Origin of the sequence: Clostridium massiliamazoniense, from assembly GCF_001403635.1 — a bacterium.
Lineage (GTDB): Bacteria > Bacillota > Clostridia > Clostridiales > Clostridiaceae > Sarcina > Sarcina massiliamazoniense.
In genome coordinates, this window is sequence record NZ_LN879468.1 from 1,931,712 (window position 1) to 1,952,830 (window position 21,119).

General features: G+C 28.0%; 23 protein-coding genes. 8 read left to right on the plus strand and 15 right to left on the minus strand.

Going from position 1 to position 21,119, the window contains the following annotated elements:
- Positions 1–34: 34 nt before the first annotated feature.
- Positions 35–1,147, plus strand: coding sequence for a hypothetical protein (locus ARA19_RS16025; RefSeq protein ID WP_055071928.1), 1,113 nt, complete (start codon positions 35–37; stop codon positions 1,145–1,147).
- Positions 1,148–1,281: 134 nt separating this feature from the next.
- Here ARA19_RS16025 and ARA19_RS16030 read toward each other — a convergent pair whose 3' ends face one another.
- From ARA19_RS16030 to ARA19_RS16075, 11 genes are all read right to left on the minus strand, one after another.
- Positions 1,282–2,250: a BRO-N domain-containing protein gene (locus ARA19_RS16030; RefSeq protein WP_055071929.1), complete on the minus strand. Its 969-nt coding sequence runs from the start codon at positions 2,248–2,250 to the stop codon at positions 1,282–1,284.
- Positions 2,251–2,673: 423 nt separating this feature from the next.
- On the minus strand, positions 2,674–2,976 hold the full coding sequence (locus ARA19_RS16035; RefSeq protein WP_055071930.1) for a hypothetical protein: 303 nt from the start codon (positions 2,974–2,976) through the stop codon (positions 2,674–2,676).
- Positions 2,977–3,045: 69 nt separating this feature from the next.
- A complete protein-coding gene (locus ARA19_RS16040; protein WP_055071931.1) occupies positions 3,046–3,918 on the minus strand; it encodes a cation diffusion facilitator family transporter in 873 nt (290 codons plus the stop codon).
- A 318-nt stretch (positions 3,919–4,236) separates the two neighbouring features.
- Complete coding sequence (locus ARA19_RS16045) at positions 4,237–4,866, minus strand: class I SAM-dependent methyltransferase (RefSeq protein ID WP_055071932.1); 630 nt, start codon at positions 4,864–4,866, stop codon at positions 4,237–4,239.
- Positions 4,867–5,228: 362 nt separating this feature from the next.
- Entirely contained in the window at positions 5,229–6,659 is a 1,431-nt protein-coding gene (locus ARA19_RS16050; protein WP_055071933.1) for a potassium/proton antiporter, read from the minus strand.
- Positions 6,660–6,919: 260 nt separating this feature from the next.
- Positions 6,920–7,672, minus strand: a complete 753-nt coding sequence (locus ARA19_RS16055) for a creatininase (protein ID WP_055071934.1) — start codon at positions 7,670–7,672, stop codon at positions 6,920–6,922.
- A 528-nt stretch (positions 7,673–8,200) separates the two neighbouring features.
- Positions 8,201–9,799 carry a hypothetical protein gene (locus ARA19_RS16060; protein ID WP_055071935.1) on the minus strand — a complete coding sequence of 533 codons (1,599 nt, stop codon included), beginning with the start codon at positions 9,797–9,799 and terminating at the stop codon, positions 8,201–8,203.
- On the minus strand, positions 9,789–10,097 hold the full coding sequence (locus ARA19_RS18210; protein WP_341382728.1) for an AAA family ATPase: 309 nt from the start codon (positions 10,095–10,097) through the stop codon (positions 9,789–9,791). The genes ARA19_RS16060 and ARA19_RS18210 overlap by 11 nt, the downstream gene beginning before the upstream one ends.
- 29 nt (positions 10,098–10,126) lie before the next feature.
- A complete protein-coding gene (locus ARA19_RS18215; RefSeq protein WP_341382729.1) occupies positions 10,127–10,507 on the minus strand; it encodes an ATP-binding cassette domain-containing protein in 381 nt (126 codons plus the stop codon).
- A gap of 727 nt (positions 10,508–11,234) precedes the next feature.
- Complete coding sequence (gene rlmH, locus ARA19_RS16070; RefSeq protein WP_055071936.1) at positions 11,235–11,714, minus strand: 23S rRNA (pseudouridine(1915)-N(3))-methyltransferase RlmH; 480 nt, start codon at positions 11,712–11,714, stop codon at positions 11,235–11,237.
- A gap of 149 nt (positions 11,715–11,863) precedes the next feature.
- Positions 11,864–12,370: a hypothetical protein gene (locus ARA19_RS16075; protein ID WP_055071937.1), complete on the minus strand. Its 507-nt coding sequence runs from the start codon at positions 12,368–12,370 to the stop codon at positions 11,864–11,866.
- Between the two features lie 492 nt (positions 12,371–12,862).
- Between ARA19_RS16075 and ARA19_RS16080 the strand changes: the two genes are divergently transcribed.
- The 5 genes from ARA19_RS16080 to ARA19_RS16105 all read left to right on the plus strand — a co-directional run bounded on the left by ARA19_RS16080 (position 12,863) and on the right by ARA19_RS16105 (position 16,592).
- The gene (locus ARA19_RS16080; RefSeq protein ID WP_055071938.1) at positions 12,863–13,228 is read left to right on the plus strand and encodes a hypothetical protein; all 366 of its coding nucleotides are present in this window, start codon (positions 12,863–12,865) and stop codon (positions 13,226–13,228) included.
- Between the two features lie 494 nt (positions 13,229–13,722).
- Positions 13,723–14,025: an urease subunit gamma gene (locus tag ARA19_RS16090; RefSeq protein ID WP_055071940.1), complete on the plus strand. Its 303-nt coding sequence runs from the start codon at positions 13,723–13,725 to the stop codon at positions 14,023–14,025.
- Between the two features lie 17 nt (positions 14,026–14,042).
- Positions 14,043–14,366, plus strand: coding sequence for an urease subunit beta (locus ARA19_RS16095; protein WP_055071941.1), 324 nt, complete (start codon positions 14,043–14,045; stop codon positions 14,364–14,366).
- Positions 14,366–16,081 carry an urease subunit alpha gene (gene ureC, locus ARA19_RS16100; RefSeq protein ID WP_055071942.1) on the plus strand — a complete coding sequence of 572 codons (1,716 nt, stop codon included), beginning with the start codon at positions 14,366–14,368 and terminating at the stop codon, positions 16,079–16,081. Before ARA19_RS16095 ends, ureC begins: the two co-directional genes overlap by 1 nt.
- 19 nt (positions 16,082–16,100) lie before the next feature.
- On the plus strand, positions 16,101–16,592 hold the full coding sequence (locus ARA19_RS16105) for an urease accessory protein UreE (RefSeq protein WP_084764541.1): 492 nt from the start codon (positions 16,101–16,103) through the stop codon (positions 16,590–16,592).
- Between the two features lie 112 nt (positions 16,593–16,704).
- Here the strand turns inward: ARA19_RS16105 and ARA19_RS16110 are convergent, their stop codons facing one another.
- The 4 genes from ARA19_RS16110 to ARA19_RS16120 form a co-directional block, all read right to left on the minus strand.
- Positions 16,705–17,199 carry an SEC-C metal-binding domain-containing protein gene (locus ARA19_RS16110; RefSeq protein WP_055071943.1) on the minus strand — a complete coding sequence of 165 codons (495 nt, stop codon included), beginning with the start codon at positions 17,197–17,199 and terminating at the stop codon, positions 16,705–16,707.
- A gap of 76 nt (positions 17,200–17,275) precedes the next feature.
- Positions 17,276–17,431 carry a CxxH/CxxC protein gene (locus ARA19_RS17230; protein WP_084764544.1) on the minus strand — a complete coding sequence of 52 codons (156 nt, stop codon included), beginning with the start codon at positions 17,429–17,431 and terminating at the stop codon, positions 17,276–17,278.
- A gap of 42 nt (positions 17,432–17,473) precedes the next feature.
- On the minus strand, positions 17,474–18,265 hold the full coding sequence (locus ARA19_RS16115) for an MBL fold metallo-hydrolase (RefSeq protein WP_055071944.1): 792 nt from the start codon (positions 18,263–18,265) through the stop codon (positions 17,474–17,476).
- Between the two features lie 24 nt (positions 18,266–18,289).
- A complete protein-coding gene (locus ARA19_RS16120) occupies positions 18,290–19,546 on the minus strand; it encodes a UDP-N-acetylglucosamine 1-carboxyvinyltransferase (RefSeq protein ID WP_055071945.1) in 1,257 nt (418 codons plus the stop codon).
- Positions 19,547–19,908: 362 nt separating this feature from the next.
- Here ARA19_RS16120 and ARA19_RS16125 point away from each other — a divergent pair, with 362 nt between their 5' ends.
- Complete coding sequence (locus ARA19_RS16125) at positions 19,909–20,442, plus strand: hypothetical protein (RefSeq protein ID WP_055071946.1); 534 nt, start codon at positions 19,909–19,911, stop codon at positions 20,440–20,442.
- A gap of 170 nt (positions 20,443–20,612) precedes the next feature.
- On the plus strand, positions 20,613–21,092 hold the full coding sequence (locus tag ARA19_RS16130; RefSeq protein WP_055071947.1) for a dUTP diphosphatase: 480 nt from the start codon (positions 20,613–20,615) through the stop codon (positions 21,090–21,092).
- The last annotated feature ends 27 nt before the right edge of the window (positions 21,093–21,119 follow it).

Consider the following 21,119-nt stretch of genomic DNA (forward strand, 5'->3'; position numbering starts at 1 on the left):
CTTATTAAATATATTAATTGAGTAAGGTGAAAGCATGGATATTTTAATAGTACTTTTATTAAGTTGTTGTTTACCGAGAGGTATTCCACTTATACCTATTTATTTCTTACTACGTAATAATTCAGAATTTCATAATTTTCATGGTTTCAATAATTCCTCTACATTTTCACAAAATAACTCCGTTTTATTAAATAACCCTTTCCCAGAAAGCTCAAAAACTCAAAATATAAATGCTAATATCCAAAATCAAACTATGAATAAATTGAAATATTATAATCATGAAATTATACCTAATTACATTCCTCCAAATAGATATGGAAATATTAATTGTTCACCTCGCTCTATTAACTGCCATTTAAATAGAGCATCAACTAATAATCAAAATACATTTACAAATAATAATGTACTTAAGAAGAATAAAGCTTTTCAAAAGAATGAAGCAATAAAAACATATGATAAAATTAAAGATAATAATATTTATAACATAGCCGCAAATGAAGAAGAACAATTAGTAACTAAATTATCTAGTGATCCAAAATATCGTTCTTATAATTATATATATTCAAATAAATATATGCCTATAATTGATATTAATAGTATTCTTATTGATTATATTGATATTAATGACATTCCTTTTAATATTAATGATATTACTTTTGAATATAATGAAAATAATTATAACGAAACTGATTATGATGAAATTAATTATGACAATATTGATTGTAGTAATATTGATTTTGAATATAATGAAAACTTTTCTATCCCTTCCACTGAAATAGAGCTTATTAATAGCAATGTAAATAAAAGTAATATTACTGAAAGTAATGCCAATGAAAGTAATTCTAATGAAAAAGAAATAATTTTAAAAGAAGTATCAAAACCTAAATTAAAAGAATTGCCAATACCTAATTCAGAAGAAAAACAACTTTCTAAATCAGACAAAGTATCAATAGTTAATTCAAAGGAGAATCTAATTTCTGATTTAATAGAAAAAAATTTTAAAGGCACTACTATTTCGACTATAATTAATGGATTTGGCATTATCACTGGAGTAGTTGTTTTAGACTTCAAGGAAGTAATTGCTTTGAAACTTGAAAGTAATATAATACTCTTTATAAATAAAAAATACATCACTAATTTTTATTAAATACTTATCCACTGGCTATGTCTTATAATAAGGACTTATTCCTCACCTTTAGTTCATGATATTGTATTTTAATTAATTTTACTAAAAGGTGGAGGTATTTACTCTCCATATCTCCACCTTTAAGTTATCCACAATTAAAATATTCCACTTTCCTCATTAATAAAAATCATTTCTAATATTTCTTTTAAATCACTTAACTTATTTTCATTATTACTTCTAACTATACTGTCTATGGTCTTAATTATTTCTAACATTTTATCTGCTTCTTGAACTTTTAATAAGTTATCCACAGGCTTTGAACTTAAATTTTCTCCACAGGATAAGTCCACTTCTTCATCCTTCACCTCATCAAGTGAATAATACTTATTCTTTCTTAAGCTAGGCAATACCTCTCTTCTAAGCCATTTTCTAAATTCAATTCCTATAGGTTTTTCTGAATATTGAAGAAAACCATAAAGACCATCTTCATAAAAAATAGTTAACCTTGCTACACGCTCTTTATTAGATATTGTATCTCCTACAATATCTTTAAATACCCTAAGATTATTGCCTTCTAATATTTCATATTCAAATTCTTTCTCAAAACGTTCTGACTTTATACAATTATTGATTGTTCTTGACGGGTCTATATATCCAAAAGCCTTTGCAATATCAGTGGCTATCCAACAAGGTTTACCTTTCCATATAAAAGTATAAATATTATTTCCATTAAATTCTCTCATTAAAATATTAGGGTTAACATTATCATCTTCATTTTCACCCATAAACTCTTTAATTTCTAAATCACTTAACTTATTCCTATACTTTAAGAAGTCTAATAAAGCATTTTCATAAAATAAAACTAATTTAGGTGATTGCTTATATCTACTTATTCCATTACTAAAAAGCATTATTTTAAATTCCTTTAACTCCTCTCTAGTTAGTACTTCATAGTCTATTCCTTCAAGAAAATTACCTGAATTAATAAAGTAATTCACTATCTTAGATGGATTTTCATATCCAAGCATAGAAGCTACCTCTATACCTATCCAACATAACCTTCCATTCCAAAGGAAACTATGAACTTCCTCTCCATTAAATTTTTGTACATTTGTATTTTTCATTTAAATCACTCCTAAAAAATCTCTCCAAAATCCCTAATTAAATCTAAGGGACTTTGGAGAGATTAATATCTTAAAATTAAAAGTACTTCTAAAATTATTACCTATAAATAAATTACAATTGAATAAATTATAGTTTATTGGCTATACTACAAAAGAAGTCTTCGATTTTATGGTTCCTTAGATAGTTCGGTATCTATTGAATTTATAGGTGCAGCAACACCTTATAAAATCCTAGGCTTTATTTAAAACTAGTTTTTACTTAAATTCTCTCAAATATACTAATTAATTTTAATTTAAGTTAATATATGCTTAGATAGTTCTAAATGTAATGAAAAAATAATTAATATAGAAAACCTTAAAAACCTTTTAAAGAATATTAATGACATAAAAAAAGTCTTAATCCAATTAAGGATTAAGACTTTTTTATTTGTAATATCCATATTCACAAAGTAAATCATAGCAACTATTTACTTCATCATCAGTAAAAAGTTCACCATACTTTGTATCAATAACAGTAGCTTCCATTGTTAGGTCTATACGATTTGCTTGTTGTAATTTATCAAACCCGTCAGAAATTCTTCCCTTACGGATAATTTCCTTAGCTGTTTTTACTCCTCCAAACTTTGCTACTGTTTGTAAAAACTTTGTTGGATTATATCCATATTGTTTTTGTGCTATTTCACACTTTTTAATAAGGTCTTCATCAAACTTTTTCTCTAAAGTCATAACTATTACTCCATTATAATAAATTTTATTTTAATTATAACATATCAATTAATTTGAACTACCCTTTTATTATAATGTTTGAGCTGGATCTATATGTACTGTAACCCTTACATTTTCAAGTTTTTCACTCATCTCTTTTTTAATATGTCCTATAATATCATGAGCTTCTTTAACTGTCATTTCTGGATTGACTCTAATATGAAAATCTACATGTTTCATATCTCCTGATTTTCTAGTTTTTAATTTATGGTAATCTATAAAATAATTTTTATATCCTTCTATGATACTTTTTATTTCTTCTTCCTCTTCATCATCTAATCTTTTATCAATTATTTCACCAAAATTCTCTTCAATTACTTCTAAGGCTTCTCTAATTATCAGACAAGCAACTATAATAGCAATTATAGGGTCTAAAATATGTATTCCAGTTAATTTTATAAGAATGATTCCTAATCCAACACCTAATGAAATATATACATCAGTTTTTAAATGAACAGCATCTGCTTTAAGTGCCATTGAATCTTCTTCTGTTCCAACCTTATGTAATATTCTTGATACAACAAAGTTAACAAAAGCTGCAACAAGCATCACTATTATAGCTATCTCACCATTTTGGATTGGAGTAGGGACAAAAATTCTTCTAATAGCTTCTAGTATAATAATTATTGATGCTACTAAAACTAATGATCCTTCTATTAATCCAGATATATTTTCTATTTTTCCGTATCCATATGGATGTAATTCATCAGCAGGTCTAGAAGATATTTTTACTGAAAGAAATGCTACTATAGATGCTACTAAATCTATAGATGAATGTATTGCCTCTGATATAACACTTATTGATCCACTTAAAACACCTGCTACAAGCTTTAAAATTATAAGTATTGCATTAGATGCTACTGATAAAGAAGCTACCCTATCCTTTCTGTTATGTTTAGTCATAATTTATTTCTCCTTTGTTTTAATGATTTAATGATTTAATAATTTATGTTTTTTAATCAATCCATTGATTTATTCAAATTATATAATGTTTTTCCTCAGAATTCACTATTTTTAATAAAAAAAATAATGCTTTACATATTAAATCATTATTTTATATCATAGCTAAATATTGTAGTACTACTATTTATATAAAAATAAAAAAAGCCTCAACCTCTAATTTAGATTAAGACTTTTTTATTTTTATTATTTTAATAATGCTTACTTGCTAATTCTATGAATTATAGCTATAATCTTAACACCTTTATACTATTATTTAAGTTATATTTTCATAGCAGTAGCACAAAGCCATCCTTCTTCTTCATTATGATCTATATTAATATCTGAGAAACCAGCATTTTCAAGTAATTCTTTTAATTGTTCTGGGGTAGGACAATTCATGTTTAAATGTTCAGCAATGGCACTACTTCTTTCGCTCATATTTCCACCGACCATTTCTAATGCAGTCATAAATTTACCACCAATTTTTAGTACACGAAATACTTCCTTTAAATCTTCTTGTTGATTAGGCCAAAAATAAAGGCTTTCAATAGAATATACAGAATCAAAGGCATCACTTGGGAAGTTTAAATTTGAAACTCCACATTGTTCTAATTTTAATTTACCTTTTTCAATAAGTTCTTTATTTCTTTCACGTGTGCATTCAATAGATACAGGTGAAACATCACATCCGTACATTAGTGAATTAGGATACATAGCTGCAAGTCTTTCAATAGCTGCTCCTCCGCCACATCCTATATCAAGAATGTTTTTTCCAAATTCCATATGTTCAAAGCCCCATTTAGTAAGTCCATAATGACTTTCATTCATGTGACTTAGAATCTCACTTCCTTGTTCTCCTTCTGGATATGCTGCATTTTTTATAAAATCAAAATCTATTTTTTCAGACATAATTAATCCTCCATAATTCTTATATTACTTATTTAAGTTTTGGCTTTCTAAAGTTCTTATTAACTCCTATTTATGATGTGCTTATTTTTATCATAATATAATTATACTCCGTAATGATATAATTTCCAAAAGTTCAAATCCATATTATACCTTTTTATATTTAAAAAATATCTCCCTATATAGTCACACATAGCTATATCTCTCTATTAACTTTGAATTTATAATATCATTGTCTTTTTTAAAATTTAATTTTTCTTTAAATAAAAACTTAAATCACTTAACTTTGCACCTGCAATTCCTTAATAAAGAATCTCATGAAAATCTAATTTATGACTTTCATGAGATTCTAATAAAAATATAAATTATCTAATTAAATATTCTATATCTTTACCACTTAAAACTAAAATATCTCCCTCCTTTATAGTAGTTGAGCCCTTAGGAACTAATATATTATTTTTTCGTTTTATCATTACAATAAGTATTTCCTCGGGAATATTTGCATCCATAATAGTTTTATTTACCCATTTACTCTCCTTTGTTATATTTACTTCTAGTAAATCAGTATTAATTTCTCCAGTATAATCAGTAAATGTTTTTAGTACTGAACTCTTCTCTTCACTATCAACTAAGTTTAATAAGTTTGCAATTTTAGGTATAAGAGTTCCTTGTATTGAAACTGAAAATAAAGCTATAAAAAATATTATATGAAATATATCATTTTCTATAGAAACCCCATAGGTAGATGCAAGTATTGCAAAAACAACTGATGCAGCTCCTCTAAGACCAACCCAAGATATAAATATTTTTTCCTTTATAGTGAATTTAAATGGACTAAGTATTATAAATGTAGCTAGTGGCCTTGCAACTAATATCATAAATATGGATATGGATATTGCCATTCCTGTGACGTGTGGTAACTCTGATGGAAAAGATAGAAGTCCTAACATAAAAAATAAAGCTATTTGCATAACCCAAGAAATTCCATCAAAAAAGTGAAATATACCTTTTTTATGAGGTATTTTACTATTCCCTATTATTATTCCTGCAATGTATACACTCAAATATCCATTTCCACCTAAAAGTTCACTAAATGAATATGAAAGTATTGCAACTGCTATTACAAATATTGTGTAAAATCCCTCTATTTCAAAGTTTGAATATCTAAGAATATATACTGCTCCCTTTGCAAGTAAAAAGCCTACAACTAATCCAAAGATGACTTGTATGAATATCATAGGAATGATTGTGCCTAAACTTAATTCTCCCGAATTTTTTATTATAGTCAATATTGTGAGAGTCATCATATAAGCAATTGGATCATTACTCCCACTTTCAACCTCTAAAAGTGATGCTAATGAACCTTTTAAATTTAACTTTTGAGCTCTTAAAATTGCAAATACTGATGCAGCATCAGTAGATGCAACCACTGCTCCTATTAAAAGCCCCTCTAATAAGGTTGTCTTTAACACTAAATTGCAAAACAAACCTGTAAGTCCAGCTGTAACTATTACTCCCAAGGAAGACATCAATATAGATGGAATCGCTACTGGCTTAGCCATCTTCCAATTGGTTCCGAACCCCCCATAGAACATGATAAAGACTAAGGCTATAGAACATAATTGACTAGTTAATTCATAGTTATCAAAATAAATTCCCACTAATCCATCAGAACCAAATAGCATTCCTAAAGCAATAAAGATAAGAAGTATTGGCACACCAAACTTATATAATACTTTAGTAGAAGTTATACAAATAATTAATACTAAACCACTAATTATCATTAATTCCGTCATATAATCCCCCCTTTTATTTTTTTATACATCTATATATATTTCTTACTTAATAATATTAAAACTTACACTTTATTGATCCAAAAAAATAAACTAGATGAGGTAACATACTTCATCTAGTTTATTACTCTACTTTAAAATTTTCAGAATATATTATTTAATTATATAAACACCAACAATTTCACCATAATACATAATAAGTTATATAAAAATCTCTATTTATATTATTAATTAACATATATCTATTATTTTATTTACTTAATTTACATTCCAAACTCCTTGTTAATTATTTTTATCATTCCTTCTAAAGCTTCTTCAACTATTAAATCACCCTTTTCTTTAGAACTAGTTCTACCTATTGATAAAAGTCCTGACTTTGGTACTAAATTAGTTGGTATTGGATATACTTGATAATTTGGAACTTCTTCTATTTTTTCATCTATTAATCTTTCCATATGAACAGCTTCTGGTTTAAAAGTTAAAATTAAAGATGTTTCTGTAATAGCAGCATGTTCTAACGCCCACCCTGGGAATTCAACTTCATCAAAAACTTTATCAATAGTTTTTTGAGTTATTAAATCCCACCAACTCATCATTATAATTTTTGTTCCTTTAGGCATAGTTCTACTTACTAAGTCTATTGCTTCTAGTAAAAATGCTTGATTTTCAAAGTGAGAATTTATTAAAACTATCTTTTTAACACCATCTCTTATCAATTCTTCTATAATATCTTTTACTAATGCTATTAGTGTTGTTCCATTTAAATCTATTGTACCTGGAAATAATGGCCCTCCTCCAGATGTAGGTTGAGATTTATATCCATAATTTATAGGTGGCATCACTATTCCATTTACTTTATCTGCTAAAAGCTTAGAAAATCCCTCTGATATTATTGTATCTGTATAAAGTGGTAAGTGAGGTCCATGTTGCTCTACAGATCCCACAGGTAATATTACTATATCTTTATCCTTTCTTTCATTAAATTCATACCATGTCATATCCTGCATTAAAGTCATCAATATTCCTCCTTAACAAATTCAATATTAATTAATACTATCACAATTCAATTACATAATGATTATACACTCTGTTTAATTATTTTTACTAATTTTAATTTTGTATAACACATATAAAAATTTTATCTATTTATGGTACAGTTCTCCGTAACAATTTCAAGTGCGTTTTTTCTAAATTACTCTTTTCAATTCTATTTTCCCTAATTTTAATTTTTGAATAATATGAATATATCTCCTTTATAAACTCTTTTTACTCTTAAATTCAACATTATATGAAATAAGCTAGATAAAATAGATTACTATCTTGTCTAGCTTTATTCTTAATCATTCTAAAGTTTAAATTTAGTGTCTCTTAATATGTCTCTCAATTTATCTTCCCTCTAATAATTCTTTTCTATAATAGTACAACAATACTTGAATAATTTTACAGTTTGATAAAATAAAAAACATTTATGATAAAGCCTTATTATAATTAAGTTTCCACACAAAACAACAGCAAGGAGTATACATAAATGTTTCACATATTAATTATAATATTTCCTCAATATTTTTTATATTATTAATATGCATAACTCTAAGAATACCTATTATAACTAAATTAATGATAATACTCACAAATATATAACTTAAATCTTGAGATAAATATATAAGTGTTAAAACTATAGCTGATAAAGTAAATCCTCCAATTATTCCAACGATTACTGTAATTCCCTCCTTAATAACTTGTACTTCATTTGTCCATTCAAAGTTTATATTTCTTAAATTTACAAATATACCCCATTCTGCAACAAACAAAGCAAAAATAAGTTGAGTAATTATATTAATAATAATTCTTGAAAAAGATAGATTATAACTTAAAGAGAAAATTAATGATGATATTATTGCTGCTGGAATTGTTATAGTTAAATTAACAAGCATCTTAGACTTAATAATAATATTCCCTGTAATAGGAATACTTTTCATTATCCATGCAGTATCTCCTTCCAAAGATATGGAAGCATAAGTTGTACATGATAATGATATAAGTAAAACTATTATGTAATTTCCACATCTCATAATAATATTATTAACATCAATATTTAAATTTCTAACTAAAGTTTCAATATTGTCTACTCCCCCAAAAGCAATAATTATTGAAAAAATCACTGCAAGTGTAGCTCCAATACCACTATTAAATACATAAATAGGTATGAAAAAATAATGCTTTATTTCTTTTCTATATAAACTCCCCAAAATACTACCACTTGAATATTTCATTTCATTTATATCATTTACTTTTACATTTGACTGTCTAAATATAAAAGCATTTTTTACATATACTTTAGCTATAACAATAGCACAAACATGATATATTATGCATATTATTGCTGTTATAATTAAAACAACTAATATATTTTCTCTACGTACTGCTAAATTAAATATATTTGCTCCAGGTATATACTTTAATATAAGATTTGAAATTGAATCTACAATTTCATTAATGCTACTTCCATGTAAGTTCATATTTACATATATCATAGAAGCACACATTATGATAAGTATTAATCCAGTCATAACAAGTATATAAGCCTTTTCTGAAATTTTCATTTTTGTAACTACTGAACTTACTATTAAAGAAACAATATTGGCAGTACAAACAAATATTAATGAAATTGCCGCTAAACCTATTATCCATATAATCCAGAATATTATTTTGTTATATGTCATAGTAGAATAAATAATTCCCATGGGTATCATAATAATTGCACATAAAAATGTATCCATAATAACTATCATATCCGTCTTGCTAAAAACAACATCTTTTACTTTTATAGGAAATGACATAAGTATATCATAATCTTTCCCACCATATAAAGTAGTATTTATTTTAAATATACTTTCAATAAATACTACTAATCCTGAAATAGTAAAAGCTATTAATGGAATTTTCCTTCCAAATCCAAGCTCTTTTAACCCATAAGCAAATCCACAACTATAACTCATAACAGCAAATATTACTATGAAAGCTATTAGTAGCGTATTTCTTCTTTGCTTTTTAACCTTTCCTTCACCATGAAAGTATTCTTGTATTTTAAATTGATTTAATAGATTCATTTTCAAGAGATTAAATCTTATACTATTTTTCATCTCTATTAAGCTCCTCCATAAATATATTTTCTAATGATAGTTCCTTAGTTAACTCATCTACCCTTCCACACTTCACTAGTCTTCCCTTATTAATCATTCCCACCTTAGTGCAAATCTTTTCCACTACTTCTAGAACATGAGATGAGAAAAATATTGTGCTTCCTTCCTTGCACATTTCTTTCATAATAGTTTTTAAACTAAAAGCTGCCCTAGGATCTAATCCTACAAAAGGCTCATCCATTACAAGTAGCTCGGGTCTATGTATTAAAGCTGCAATAATAGCCACTTTTTGTTTCATACCATGTGAAAAAGAAGAAATTGTGCTGTTTAGTTTTTTTCAATCTCAAAAACTTCAGCATATTTCTTTACTTGATTACTGCAATCTATAAAATCCATTCCATATACATTTCCTACAAAGTGTAAATAATCGATAGCAGTTAAATATTCATATAAATTGGGGTTATCAGGTATATACGCCATTCTTTTTTTACATTCATAAGGATTATATTTTATTGATTTTCCAGAAATACTAATATCTCCTTCTTCAAAATCTATTATTCCTGTAATAGACTTAATGGTTGTACTCTTTCCTGCACCATTATGTCCAATAAAACCAAAAATTTCACCTTTGTTAACATGCAAATTCAAATTATCAACTGCTTTATTTTTACTATCATAAGACTTACTAAAATTATTAATGTATAGCATTCTATATTACCTCCCCTTATCAATCCTTTAAACAAGTTTTTCTACTGGTCTAAATTCTTAGTACCAAAGCCATGCAAGATCGATTACTATTACTATACCAACACCATAATCACCTAATGCTTCGTTTCCTCCAGTAAGTTTTATCATTATAGGATATATATTCCTACATTTCATCTTCTTTTATTTTACTTATTTTAACGTATTTATATTATTATGTAAATGAGTTGTGTATTATTAATTAAAAAAAATTGAAAATAATATTATCTTATCCATCTTATTGAAATTTCGAGTCAATATTGCACCACCCCAATAGATAGAAAGGCTTACTATACTCATAATAAAACATATACTTGGCATCAACATTGCCATAACTCTATTTTCAAATAAGTTAACCATTATAATTTAAATCGCCTTTCTTCCTTCAATGATTGTGCATTTTATTATAATATCTAAATAAAACTCTGGTGTATCGTGTAAACTTTATTTTATATTACTTACATTATGGTAATTCTATGAAACATACTTAGTACCTATTGATGAGAAGATAATACCTATTTGTCTATTACTTAACTTTCTTCCTAGTATTTTTACCTATAAAAATAGTCTTAGACAAATCATATCAATGTCTAAGACTAAAAACCTTATTTATTTAAAGGAAACAGGAAACACGCTACTCACATTCATTCGTAGGTGTAAGTTCTCCTGACCAAATCAAAAATTTGGAGGCTTACTTATGATACGGTTCATTGTTACTTATTCTAAAAGCTCTATATATTTGTTCTAAAAGCATTACTCTAAATAATTGGTGTGGAAATGTCATTTTTGAGAAGCAAAGTTTATAGTTTGCTCTTTTTATTACTTCTTGTGAAAGTCCAAGACTTCCGCCTATTACAAACACTATATTTGAATTTCCTAGTACTCCACAGTTCTCTAAGTGTTTTGAAAATTCTTCTGATGTTATTTCTTTTCCCTTTAAATCCATAGCTATTACATAGGAGTTTTCTTTAATTTTTGATAGTATTAGCTGTCCTTCTTTTTCTTTTATTAATTGTTCTTCCTTTTCTGAAGCATTATCTGGTGTTTTTTCATCTGGAAGTTCTATTATGTTTAATTTGCAGTATCTAGTTAATCTTTTTGAATACTCATTTATGGCATCCTTTAAGTACTTTTCTTTTAATTTTCCTACAGAAACTACTGTTATATTCATTATTCTATCCTCATTTCATCTGTTCTCTATTATTAATAAAATTCTTATAATTCACTAAAAATATAAGCCCTAAAATCAAATGTTATAACAAAACTCTTTTAGAATTTTATTATAACAAATTTTGATTTATAGAGCTTTTTTACTGTTCTTTAATTTGATGAATCTGGTATAGCTGTTAAATCCCCTAAAGAATTCACTTGCAATTTATAAGCTGGAGTATTTATTATAGTTTGTAATTGTGACATTGTTGGATCTACTCCTCCACCTGTTAATACAGAAGCATCACTTTGACTTTGAATTTGCCCAGCTTGGAATAGTGCACTAACTGCTATGGTTACAGGTAACTCTGGAAATTCTTCAGTTGTTACAATTTGATTATTTGTTACTAAAGTTCCAGCATTAACATTTGCCTGAGCTGCACTATAAATTGTTGCTGCTTCAGTTTGTACTCTTTTTTGTGCATCTGTTCCTGTAGTTGGTTTTGCCCAAAAATGCATAGTAACAAGTATTGCTATTAAGAAAAAGGCTCCTATTACTATAATCTTTATTACTAATGGACTCGCCTTTCTCAAATCTGCATTTTCTTTCTTTACTTCTTCTTGATTACTTACTTCCTCTTGGTTATTTAGTTTTTCCTTACCTTCATTTTCACCCACGAAAATTCCTCCTAAGTTTCTACTTAAATTAATCCTCTATTATTTTAACTATTATAATATTTAAATAATATTACATCAACTGAATTATTTCTCCATTAATTAATATCAATAAATTATTATCAATTGATATTTTCTCAATTGATTGTATATTATCTTCTTTTAATAATTATTTTTCTAAATTTAATAATTCAATTTAATTTTTATCTAATATTAATTTATCTAAATGATAGATTATTATCAATTAAAAGTTTATTTTTAATTATATTTATTAAATAATTTATTAAAAAAAGTTCTATTTTTATATTAAATTAAAAAATAATACCTTTATTCTATTACTTCATTAAAAAAACTTTATTTTTCTTATCTTTATTATTATTTAACATTTTATCAGTTGATAAAATATTAAATTACTCTAATTGATAATATAGAAAACTTATTTTATCCTATAGTCATGCAAAGGAAATAATTTTATACATAAGGAGTGTATTAGTTATGGAAACAAAGAAATTGAATCATACTCATGAAAATTGCAATTGCGGTTGTGATGAACATAAACATAGTGCTGAGGTTTGTCATTGTGGATGTGATGAACATAAGCACACTCATACAGAAACTCACCACCACCATGAAGTAAGTGAACATAGTCAAACTTGCCATTGTGGTTGTGAAGAGCATAAACATAGTCATGATACCTTACATCATCACCACGATTCTAGTGAACATGCTCAAAGCTGTCACTGTGGATGTGAGGAACATAAACATAGTCATCAGTCACTTCACCATCATCATGATTTAAGCAATCATGCACAAAGTTGCCATTGTGGTTGTGAAGAACATAAACACACTCATACTATTTAATATATTTTTTTATATGCCGAGATAGCTATATAGGTACAAAATGCTGTGACCATTGAACTAGTATTAGAAGCTCTTTATTTTGGAACAATAGTTTCATGAAAAAATTTTCACTGTTTGAACAAAGTGAGTTCGGAAATTTTAGAAACTGTTGTAGAAAAAATATTAGAGCTTCTTTACGTAGGTGAGTGGTCACAAATGGTGAACTTATATAGCTAGATAAAAGGCAGAAAGGATGTATCTGTAATTTGATACATCCTCTTTTTTTATATAAAAAATCTATTTTTCTTTCATTACAATGAATATATTCCATAGAAAAAACAAATATTATTGTGTGAATACTATTATAAATTAAACTTAATTCATAAACAGTAAATTTCAATCTAATCACTCTAGGGTTATGTCAATATTTATACTTTATTGGCTCCCTATGAACCAAACCCAAGTAATAATATCTTAATTATTATTAGAACTTTTTATACAAAGGAGATACTACTATGAGACTATCAATGAAAGAACAAGAAAAGCTAATGATAGTTGTAGCAGCTGATGTTGCTAGAAGGAGATTAGCTAAAGGAATCAAATTAAACTATCCTGAATCAGTAGCACTTATTACAGATGCAATCATGGAAGGTGCTAGAGAGGGTAAAACTGTTGAAACTTTAATGGATGAATGCAGAAAAATCTTAAAAAGAGATGAAGTTATGGAAGGAATTCCAGAAATGATTCATGCAATTCAAGTTGAATGTACTTTCCCAGATGGTACTAAACTTGTAACTGTTCATGATCCTATTCACTAATTAAGGAGGCTTAAGTTATGATACCAGGAGAATACAAATTATCACAAAAAGCAATACAATACAATGCAGGCAGAGAAGCCACAGATTTAAAAGTAAAAAATACAGGCGATAGACCAGTTCAAGTTGGATCTCATTTTCACTTTTATGAAGTTAATAAAGCTTTAGATTTTGACAGAGATGCTTCTTATGGTAAGAGATTAGACATACCAGCTGGAACAGCTGTAAGATTCGAACCAGGTGATGAAAAAGTAGTTCATTTAATAGACATTGGTGGAGTAAGAAGAGTTTACGGACTTAATAATAAAGTAGATGGATTCCTAGATGAAGGGGGCAAAAGATAATGAGCTTTGAAATAGATAGAAAACATTATTCAGATTTATTTGGACCTACTGCAGGAGATAGTATAAGACTTGCAGATACAGGTTTATTCTTAAAAATAGAAAAAGACCTAACAGTTTACGGCGATGAATGTAAATTCGGTGGTGGTAAATCTTTAAGAGATGGTATGGGGCAAAACTCAATCGAAACTAGAAAGAACCCTAAAGTAGTTGACTTAATAATCACAGGAGCTACTATAGTAGACTACACTGGAATTTATAAAGCTGATATTGGTATAAAAGATGGCAAAATAGCTGCTATCGGTAAAGGTGGTAACCCACATGGAATGGATGATATTGATTTTGTAGTTGGTGTTAGTACAGAAGCTTTAGCAGGAGAAGGTTGTATATTAACTGCTGGTGGTATTGATACACACGTTCACTACATCAGCCCAGACTTAGTTGAAACAGCTCTACATGGAGGTATTACAACTGTTATAGGTGGAGGTACTGGTCCTAACGATGGTACTAATGCAACAACTTGTACTCCAGGTGAATGGAACATACATAGAATGTTAGAATCCTTTGAATGTCTTCCAATAAACGTTGGTATATTAGGAAAAGGTAGTGGAGCTAGTGTAGAAGTTAACGCTGAGCAAATCAGAGCTGGTGCTTGTGGATTAAAAGTTCATGAAGACTGGGGTGCTACTAGATCAGCTATAAATTATTCATTAGCTGCTGCTGACGAATATGATGTTCAAGTTGCAATCCATACAGATACATTAAACGAAGGTGGATTCGTTGAAGATACAATTGATGCTATTAAAGGAAGAGTTATTCATACATTCCATACTGAAGGAGCTGGTGGTGGTCACGCACCTGATATCTTAAAAATGGCTTCACACTTAAACGTATTACCAGCATCAACAAACCCAACAAAACCATACACAGTTAACACAATAGCTGAGCACTTAGATATGCTTATGGTTTGTCACCACTTAGACTCAAAGGTTCCAGAAGATATAGCATTCGCTGACTCAAGAATAAGAAAACAAACTATCGCTGCTGAAGATATTCTTCATGACATGGGTATATTCAGTATCATGAGTTCAGATACAATGGCTATGGGAAGAATCGGAGAAGTTATAGCTAGAACATGGCAAACAGCTTGTAAAATGAAAGAACAAAGAGGAATCATGGAAGGTGACTCAGAATACAACGATAACAACAGAATCAAGAGATATGTTTCTAAGTACACAATCAACCCAGCTATCGCTCATGGTGTATCAGAATATATCGGATCAGTTGAAGTTGGTAAAATTGCTGACTTAGTACTTTGGGATCCAGCATTCTTTGGCGTTAAACCTAAGATAGTAATCAAAGGTGGTATGATTAACCTTTCAGTTATGGGAGAAGCTAATGCTTCAATACCAACTTGTCAACCAGAATTATTAAGAAATATGTTTGGTGCTTATGGTAAAGCTATTGGATCAACTTGTATTTCATTTGTATCACAATATGCTTACGACCATGACATAAAAGGACAATTAGGATTAGAGAGAATAGTTCTTCCTGTAAGAGGCATCAGAAACTTAACTAAGAAAGATATGAAATTTAATGATCAAATGCCTGAATTAGAAGTAGATCCACAAACTTATGATGTTACAGTTAATGGTAAGCTTATTACTTGTGATCCTGCTGATGTTCTACCAATGGCTCAAAGATACTATTTATTCTAATTAAATTTGGAGGTTTAAAATGATTTTAAATAAGTTTTTTGGAAATATAAAAGAATTAGGTAACATAAATCATCACCATGACCATAGAGATCATCATAATCATGGTGATATAAATCATTATCATATTGAAACTGTAGTCCTTGATAAACCAATGGAATGCAATAATTTAAAGGTTACTTCTGATCATAACCATGAATATGAAATATCTATTCCTAATAGAGAATTAAAAGATGGAGATATAATATTAAAGGATGGGCATAACTTAGTAGTGGTATCCATAGCTACTGATGAGGTTTTAGTCATTGAACCTAAGAGTATGTTAGAGATGGGTGAAATAGCTCATTCACTTGGTAATAGGCATTTACCTGCTCAATTTAAGCACGGAAAGATGTTATTACAATGTGATAGCAGAATAGAAGAAATACTGAAATCAAGCAATATAGAATATTCAAAAGAAAAGGTGAGTTTAGATAAACCTTTTAGAAGTATTGATACTGGTCACATTCACTAAAAACTTGTTCTATAAACTTATTTAAAACATGGCCTCTAATATATTTAGAATAAGTTAAATTAAAAAGAGATGTATGAAACTCATACATCTCTTTTATATTAATATTTATAGATTATTTTCCACAACACTTTTTGTATTTTTTACCGCTTCCGCATGGACATGCGTCATTTCTACCTACTTTAGGTTCTTTAACGATAGTTTTTGATTTTTTATATGCTACTTCAATTTCAGCTCTCTTCTCTGCTGAGAATATTCCATCCCATTGAGGTAAATTATATAAATAATCTGCTTTAGCATCTAACATATTGAAGTATAATTTTTCAAAATCAATATCTAAAGCTAATTCAGTATTAGCTTCTACTTTTTCTAAATCATATTCTGATTTTAAACTATCATTGATTCCATCAACAAATCCCATAATAAATTCTACACTTGCATTATACTCTTTTGCTAATTCTTCTATTGTAGTTTTCTTAACTTCTTTTGAAGCTAGTAAATCTGTGTATATTCTTGTTTCTATATCACTATACTCGTTCCAAAACGCATCTTCACCTTTAGTTCTAACATAATCAACTACCATATCTGTCCATTGCTTATATAAACTCATCTTTTATCTTCCTCTCTCAAAAAAATCTTAATTTGATTATAATAATATAATTCTATATTTTCAATATTTTACTTAATTATTTAACTTCATATTTTGAAGTTTTATCACAATAACTACATTTTTCAGTGTTATTCTCTACAAGGTCAGGTGACTTTTCATATTCATTTATTATTTCTTCCATAGCTATGTCTACATGTTCTAAGCAAGAAAAAACTATTTCACTTGATTCCATATATGTATTTCCCTCCTAGATGATAAATACATTAAGTCCATTTTAAATTCTAATAAAGTTACTTGGATTATTACGCTGTGCTACAGTAAGTTTTAAATCTTTATCCAAAACTATCCCTTTAGCATCTAATATATTGCTTACTGACTTATGTGCTAATTCTGGAACATTATTAGTGTTGCTTAAATGCCCTAAAATTATATTTTTAAAACTATTGTCCTTCATTAGTTCTACTATGGCATTACCACAATCTTCATTACATAAATGACCTCTTTCGCTTAATACCCTTCTTTTTAAATCATAAGGGTAAGGTCCAAACTTTAACATTTCCACATCATGATTTGCCTCTAATAAAATTATTTCTGAATCTACAACATTTTGTCTTATTTCCTCAGTAAATGTTCCTATATCGGTTACTATACTTGCACTCTTTCCTTCCGTTCTTACTGTATACCCCATAGATGATATTGAATCATGTGGAGTATTAAATGCTTGTATTTCTAAATCATCAATTGTAACTAATGATCTTTTTCCTATAACCTTTATATTTTTTTCGCTTATCTTTCCTAGGCTCTTTTCCATTGCCTCCCAAGTTAGCTCATTTGCATAAATAGGAATATCAAATTTCCTTGAAATTATTCCAGCACCTTTAATATGGTCTATATGTTCATGTGTAATGAATATACCTTTTATTAACTTTGGATTTTCTCCTATTACATCTAAGGCTTCTATTATCTTTTTTCCTGACAGTCCAGCATCAATTAGGACTCTATTATTTTCTGATCCAACTAGTATGCTGTTTCCACTACTCCCACTGTATAATGAACAAAAAATCATGCCTTCTCAACCCCAATATACTAATTAATGTCTTCTTTCTATTTGAGCACCTAATTTATTGAATTTATCTTCAATATGAGGATATCCTCTATCTATGTGTTCTATATCTCTTATTTCTGTTTCGCCTTCAGCCACTAAACCAGCTATAACCATTGCTGCTCCAGCTCTTAAGTCAGTAGCTACTACAGAAGCTCCTTTTAATTTTTCAACACCTGTTATGTGTGCTATTGTTCCTTCAACTTCTATATTTGCACCCATTTTTATTAACTCAATAGCGTGCTTTTGTCTTGTTTCCCAAATGCTTTCAACTATAGTACTTTTTCCTGGTACAGTAGTTAAAAGTGCTGACATTGGTTGTTGAACATCTGTTGGGAATCCAGGGTATGGTGCAGTTTTTATATTGACACCATTTAAAGGTCCATCAACATATACTCTAACAGTATCGTCACCTTCTTCTATTTTAACTCCCATTTCTAAAAGTTTAGCACTTATTGATTCTAAATGCTTAGGAATAACATTTGTTAATGTTACATCTCCTCTTGTTGCTGCAGCAGCTATCATAAATGTTCCTGCTTCTATTTGATCTGGAACAACGCTATAATTACATCCTACAAGTTCTTTAACACCTTGTATTCTTATTACATCTGTACCTGCTCCTTTAATGTTAGCACCCATTGTATTTAAGAAATTAGCTACGTCAACTACATGTGGCTCTCTAGCAACATTTTCTAATATAGTAGTTCCTTCTGCTAATGTAGCAGCTATCATAACGTTGATAGTTGCTCCTACACTTACTACATCAAAGAAAATATTAGCTCCTACTAATTTTTCAGCTTCAACTACAACAGCACCATTTGTGATTTCAACATTAGCTCCTAATGCTTCAAATCCTTTTATATGTTGGTCTATTGGTCTCTCTCCAATAGGGCATCCTCCAGGTAATTCTACTCTTGCTTTTTTAAATCTAGCTAAAAGTGAACCTATGAAATAGTAAGATGCTCTCATTCTTCTTACGTCTTCTGTACATGCATCTGTATTATTTAAGTTTTCTGAATCTATTTCTAGTGTATTAGCACCTAACTTTGATACCTTAACTCCTAAACTTCCTAAGATTCTCTCATGACAATGTATATCTTCTATATCTGGTACATTGTCTATTACACATTTTCCTTTGCTCGCTAAGATAGCAGCTGGTAGGATTGCTACAGCTGCATTTTTTGCTCCATTTATTTCTACAAGCCCATTAAGAGCATTGCCTCCTCTAACGATTAATCTTTCCATCCATTTCACCCTTACTATCTATAAATTTTATAAAATAGTTCCTATATATATCATTTTCCAATTATTTCTTTTTTATTCTTAAATGTCGTTTTTTTATAAATATCCTTTTTATTTTAAAGTATATTTATAGTGATTACAATATTTTTTCATAACCACCCATGTATACCATTATAACAATAATAGGTCAATATTAAAAGCAATTTTTTAATAGGTATATGGAACAATTTTTGTTAAATTAAAAAATAGAAACAAAAATTTTTTTTATATTTTCTTTAACATCTTTAATTTGTTTTATAGATTGTTAATATGTTATAATTTAATAATAAATGGTATTTAAAGTTTGATTTAAGTGAGGTTTAAAAATGAAATATTACTTAGTAGCATTATTTGATAACAATTCAAATGAACAAATTGCTCCTATAAAACGTGATTTATCAAGAAAATATAGATTACCTAGGCAACAGGTTTATTCACATATTGTTTTAAAAACTTTTGATAGTCCCAATATAGAAAAGCTAGATGAAGTTTTAATTAAAATGTTTAAACCTTATAAAAAGTTTAAAGTTGAACTAACAGGTGATATATTTTGTTACGAAAATTCACCTAAAAACCTTAATTTAAAAATTGAAAATAAAGGTTATATAAAAAAAATATCTAGATCATTAAGCGATATGTTAAAACTACATGGTTTTAATGTTAAAGATGAACATAATCAACTTTCTATTTCAATAAATAATTCTTTTATGTTTAGGGATTTCAAGAAAGATTTCAATAATAATATAATTTTCAGAGGAACTCATCAATTTGAAACTTTAAAAATAGATAGAGTAGAGCTCTGGAAAATCTCAAATAAAAAAGAAACAATTATTAAAAGTTATATTTTGCGTAATTATTAAAATTTGGTCTATCAAACATTATTAATTTTTGATAGACCTTTTTATTATATTTTTCTTAATATTTGGTATTTATTTTTTTGTAGTCGTTTTCTCCACTTTAAATTTTGCTTAATATTGTTTAAAATAGTTAAAGAACTTATTCTTAAAATTTAGATAGGGGGATCTACTAAATGAAGTTGGACTACTTTTTTACTTATCAAAAACAATTAAATGAAAGGATCTTAATAGATCAAAATTTAGATGATTATAAAGTAACTGCTAGAATGCATCTTGCTCTTCAGGTTAACATAAGTGAATTAGCCAATGAAACTAAATGCTTTGTTTACTGGGATGATGTAAAATCGTCACCATCAAAAGATATTATTTTAAAGAAGTATATTAATTGTTTAAATCACATTTTCACTATTGGTTTAGATAGAAGCTATACTGATATTGATGAAATAGCTATAGAAAAAAGCTCTCTTTGTTTAAGCGACCAATTTTTAAACTTATTTGTAGATATCAATGACCTACGTACCTCACCATCTGAAGATCATTACTCCACGTTACTAGAGGATTTCTTTGCCTTAGGTTTTAGTCTAGGACTATCTTTAGATGTTATTAAAGAAACATTTTTTAATAAGGATATTTTTGAAGTAGCTCTATCTTAAAAATGGAGCTACTTCAAAAATTTTATT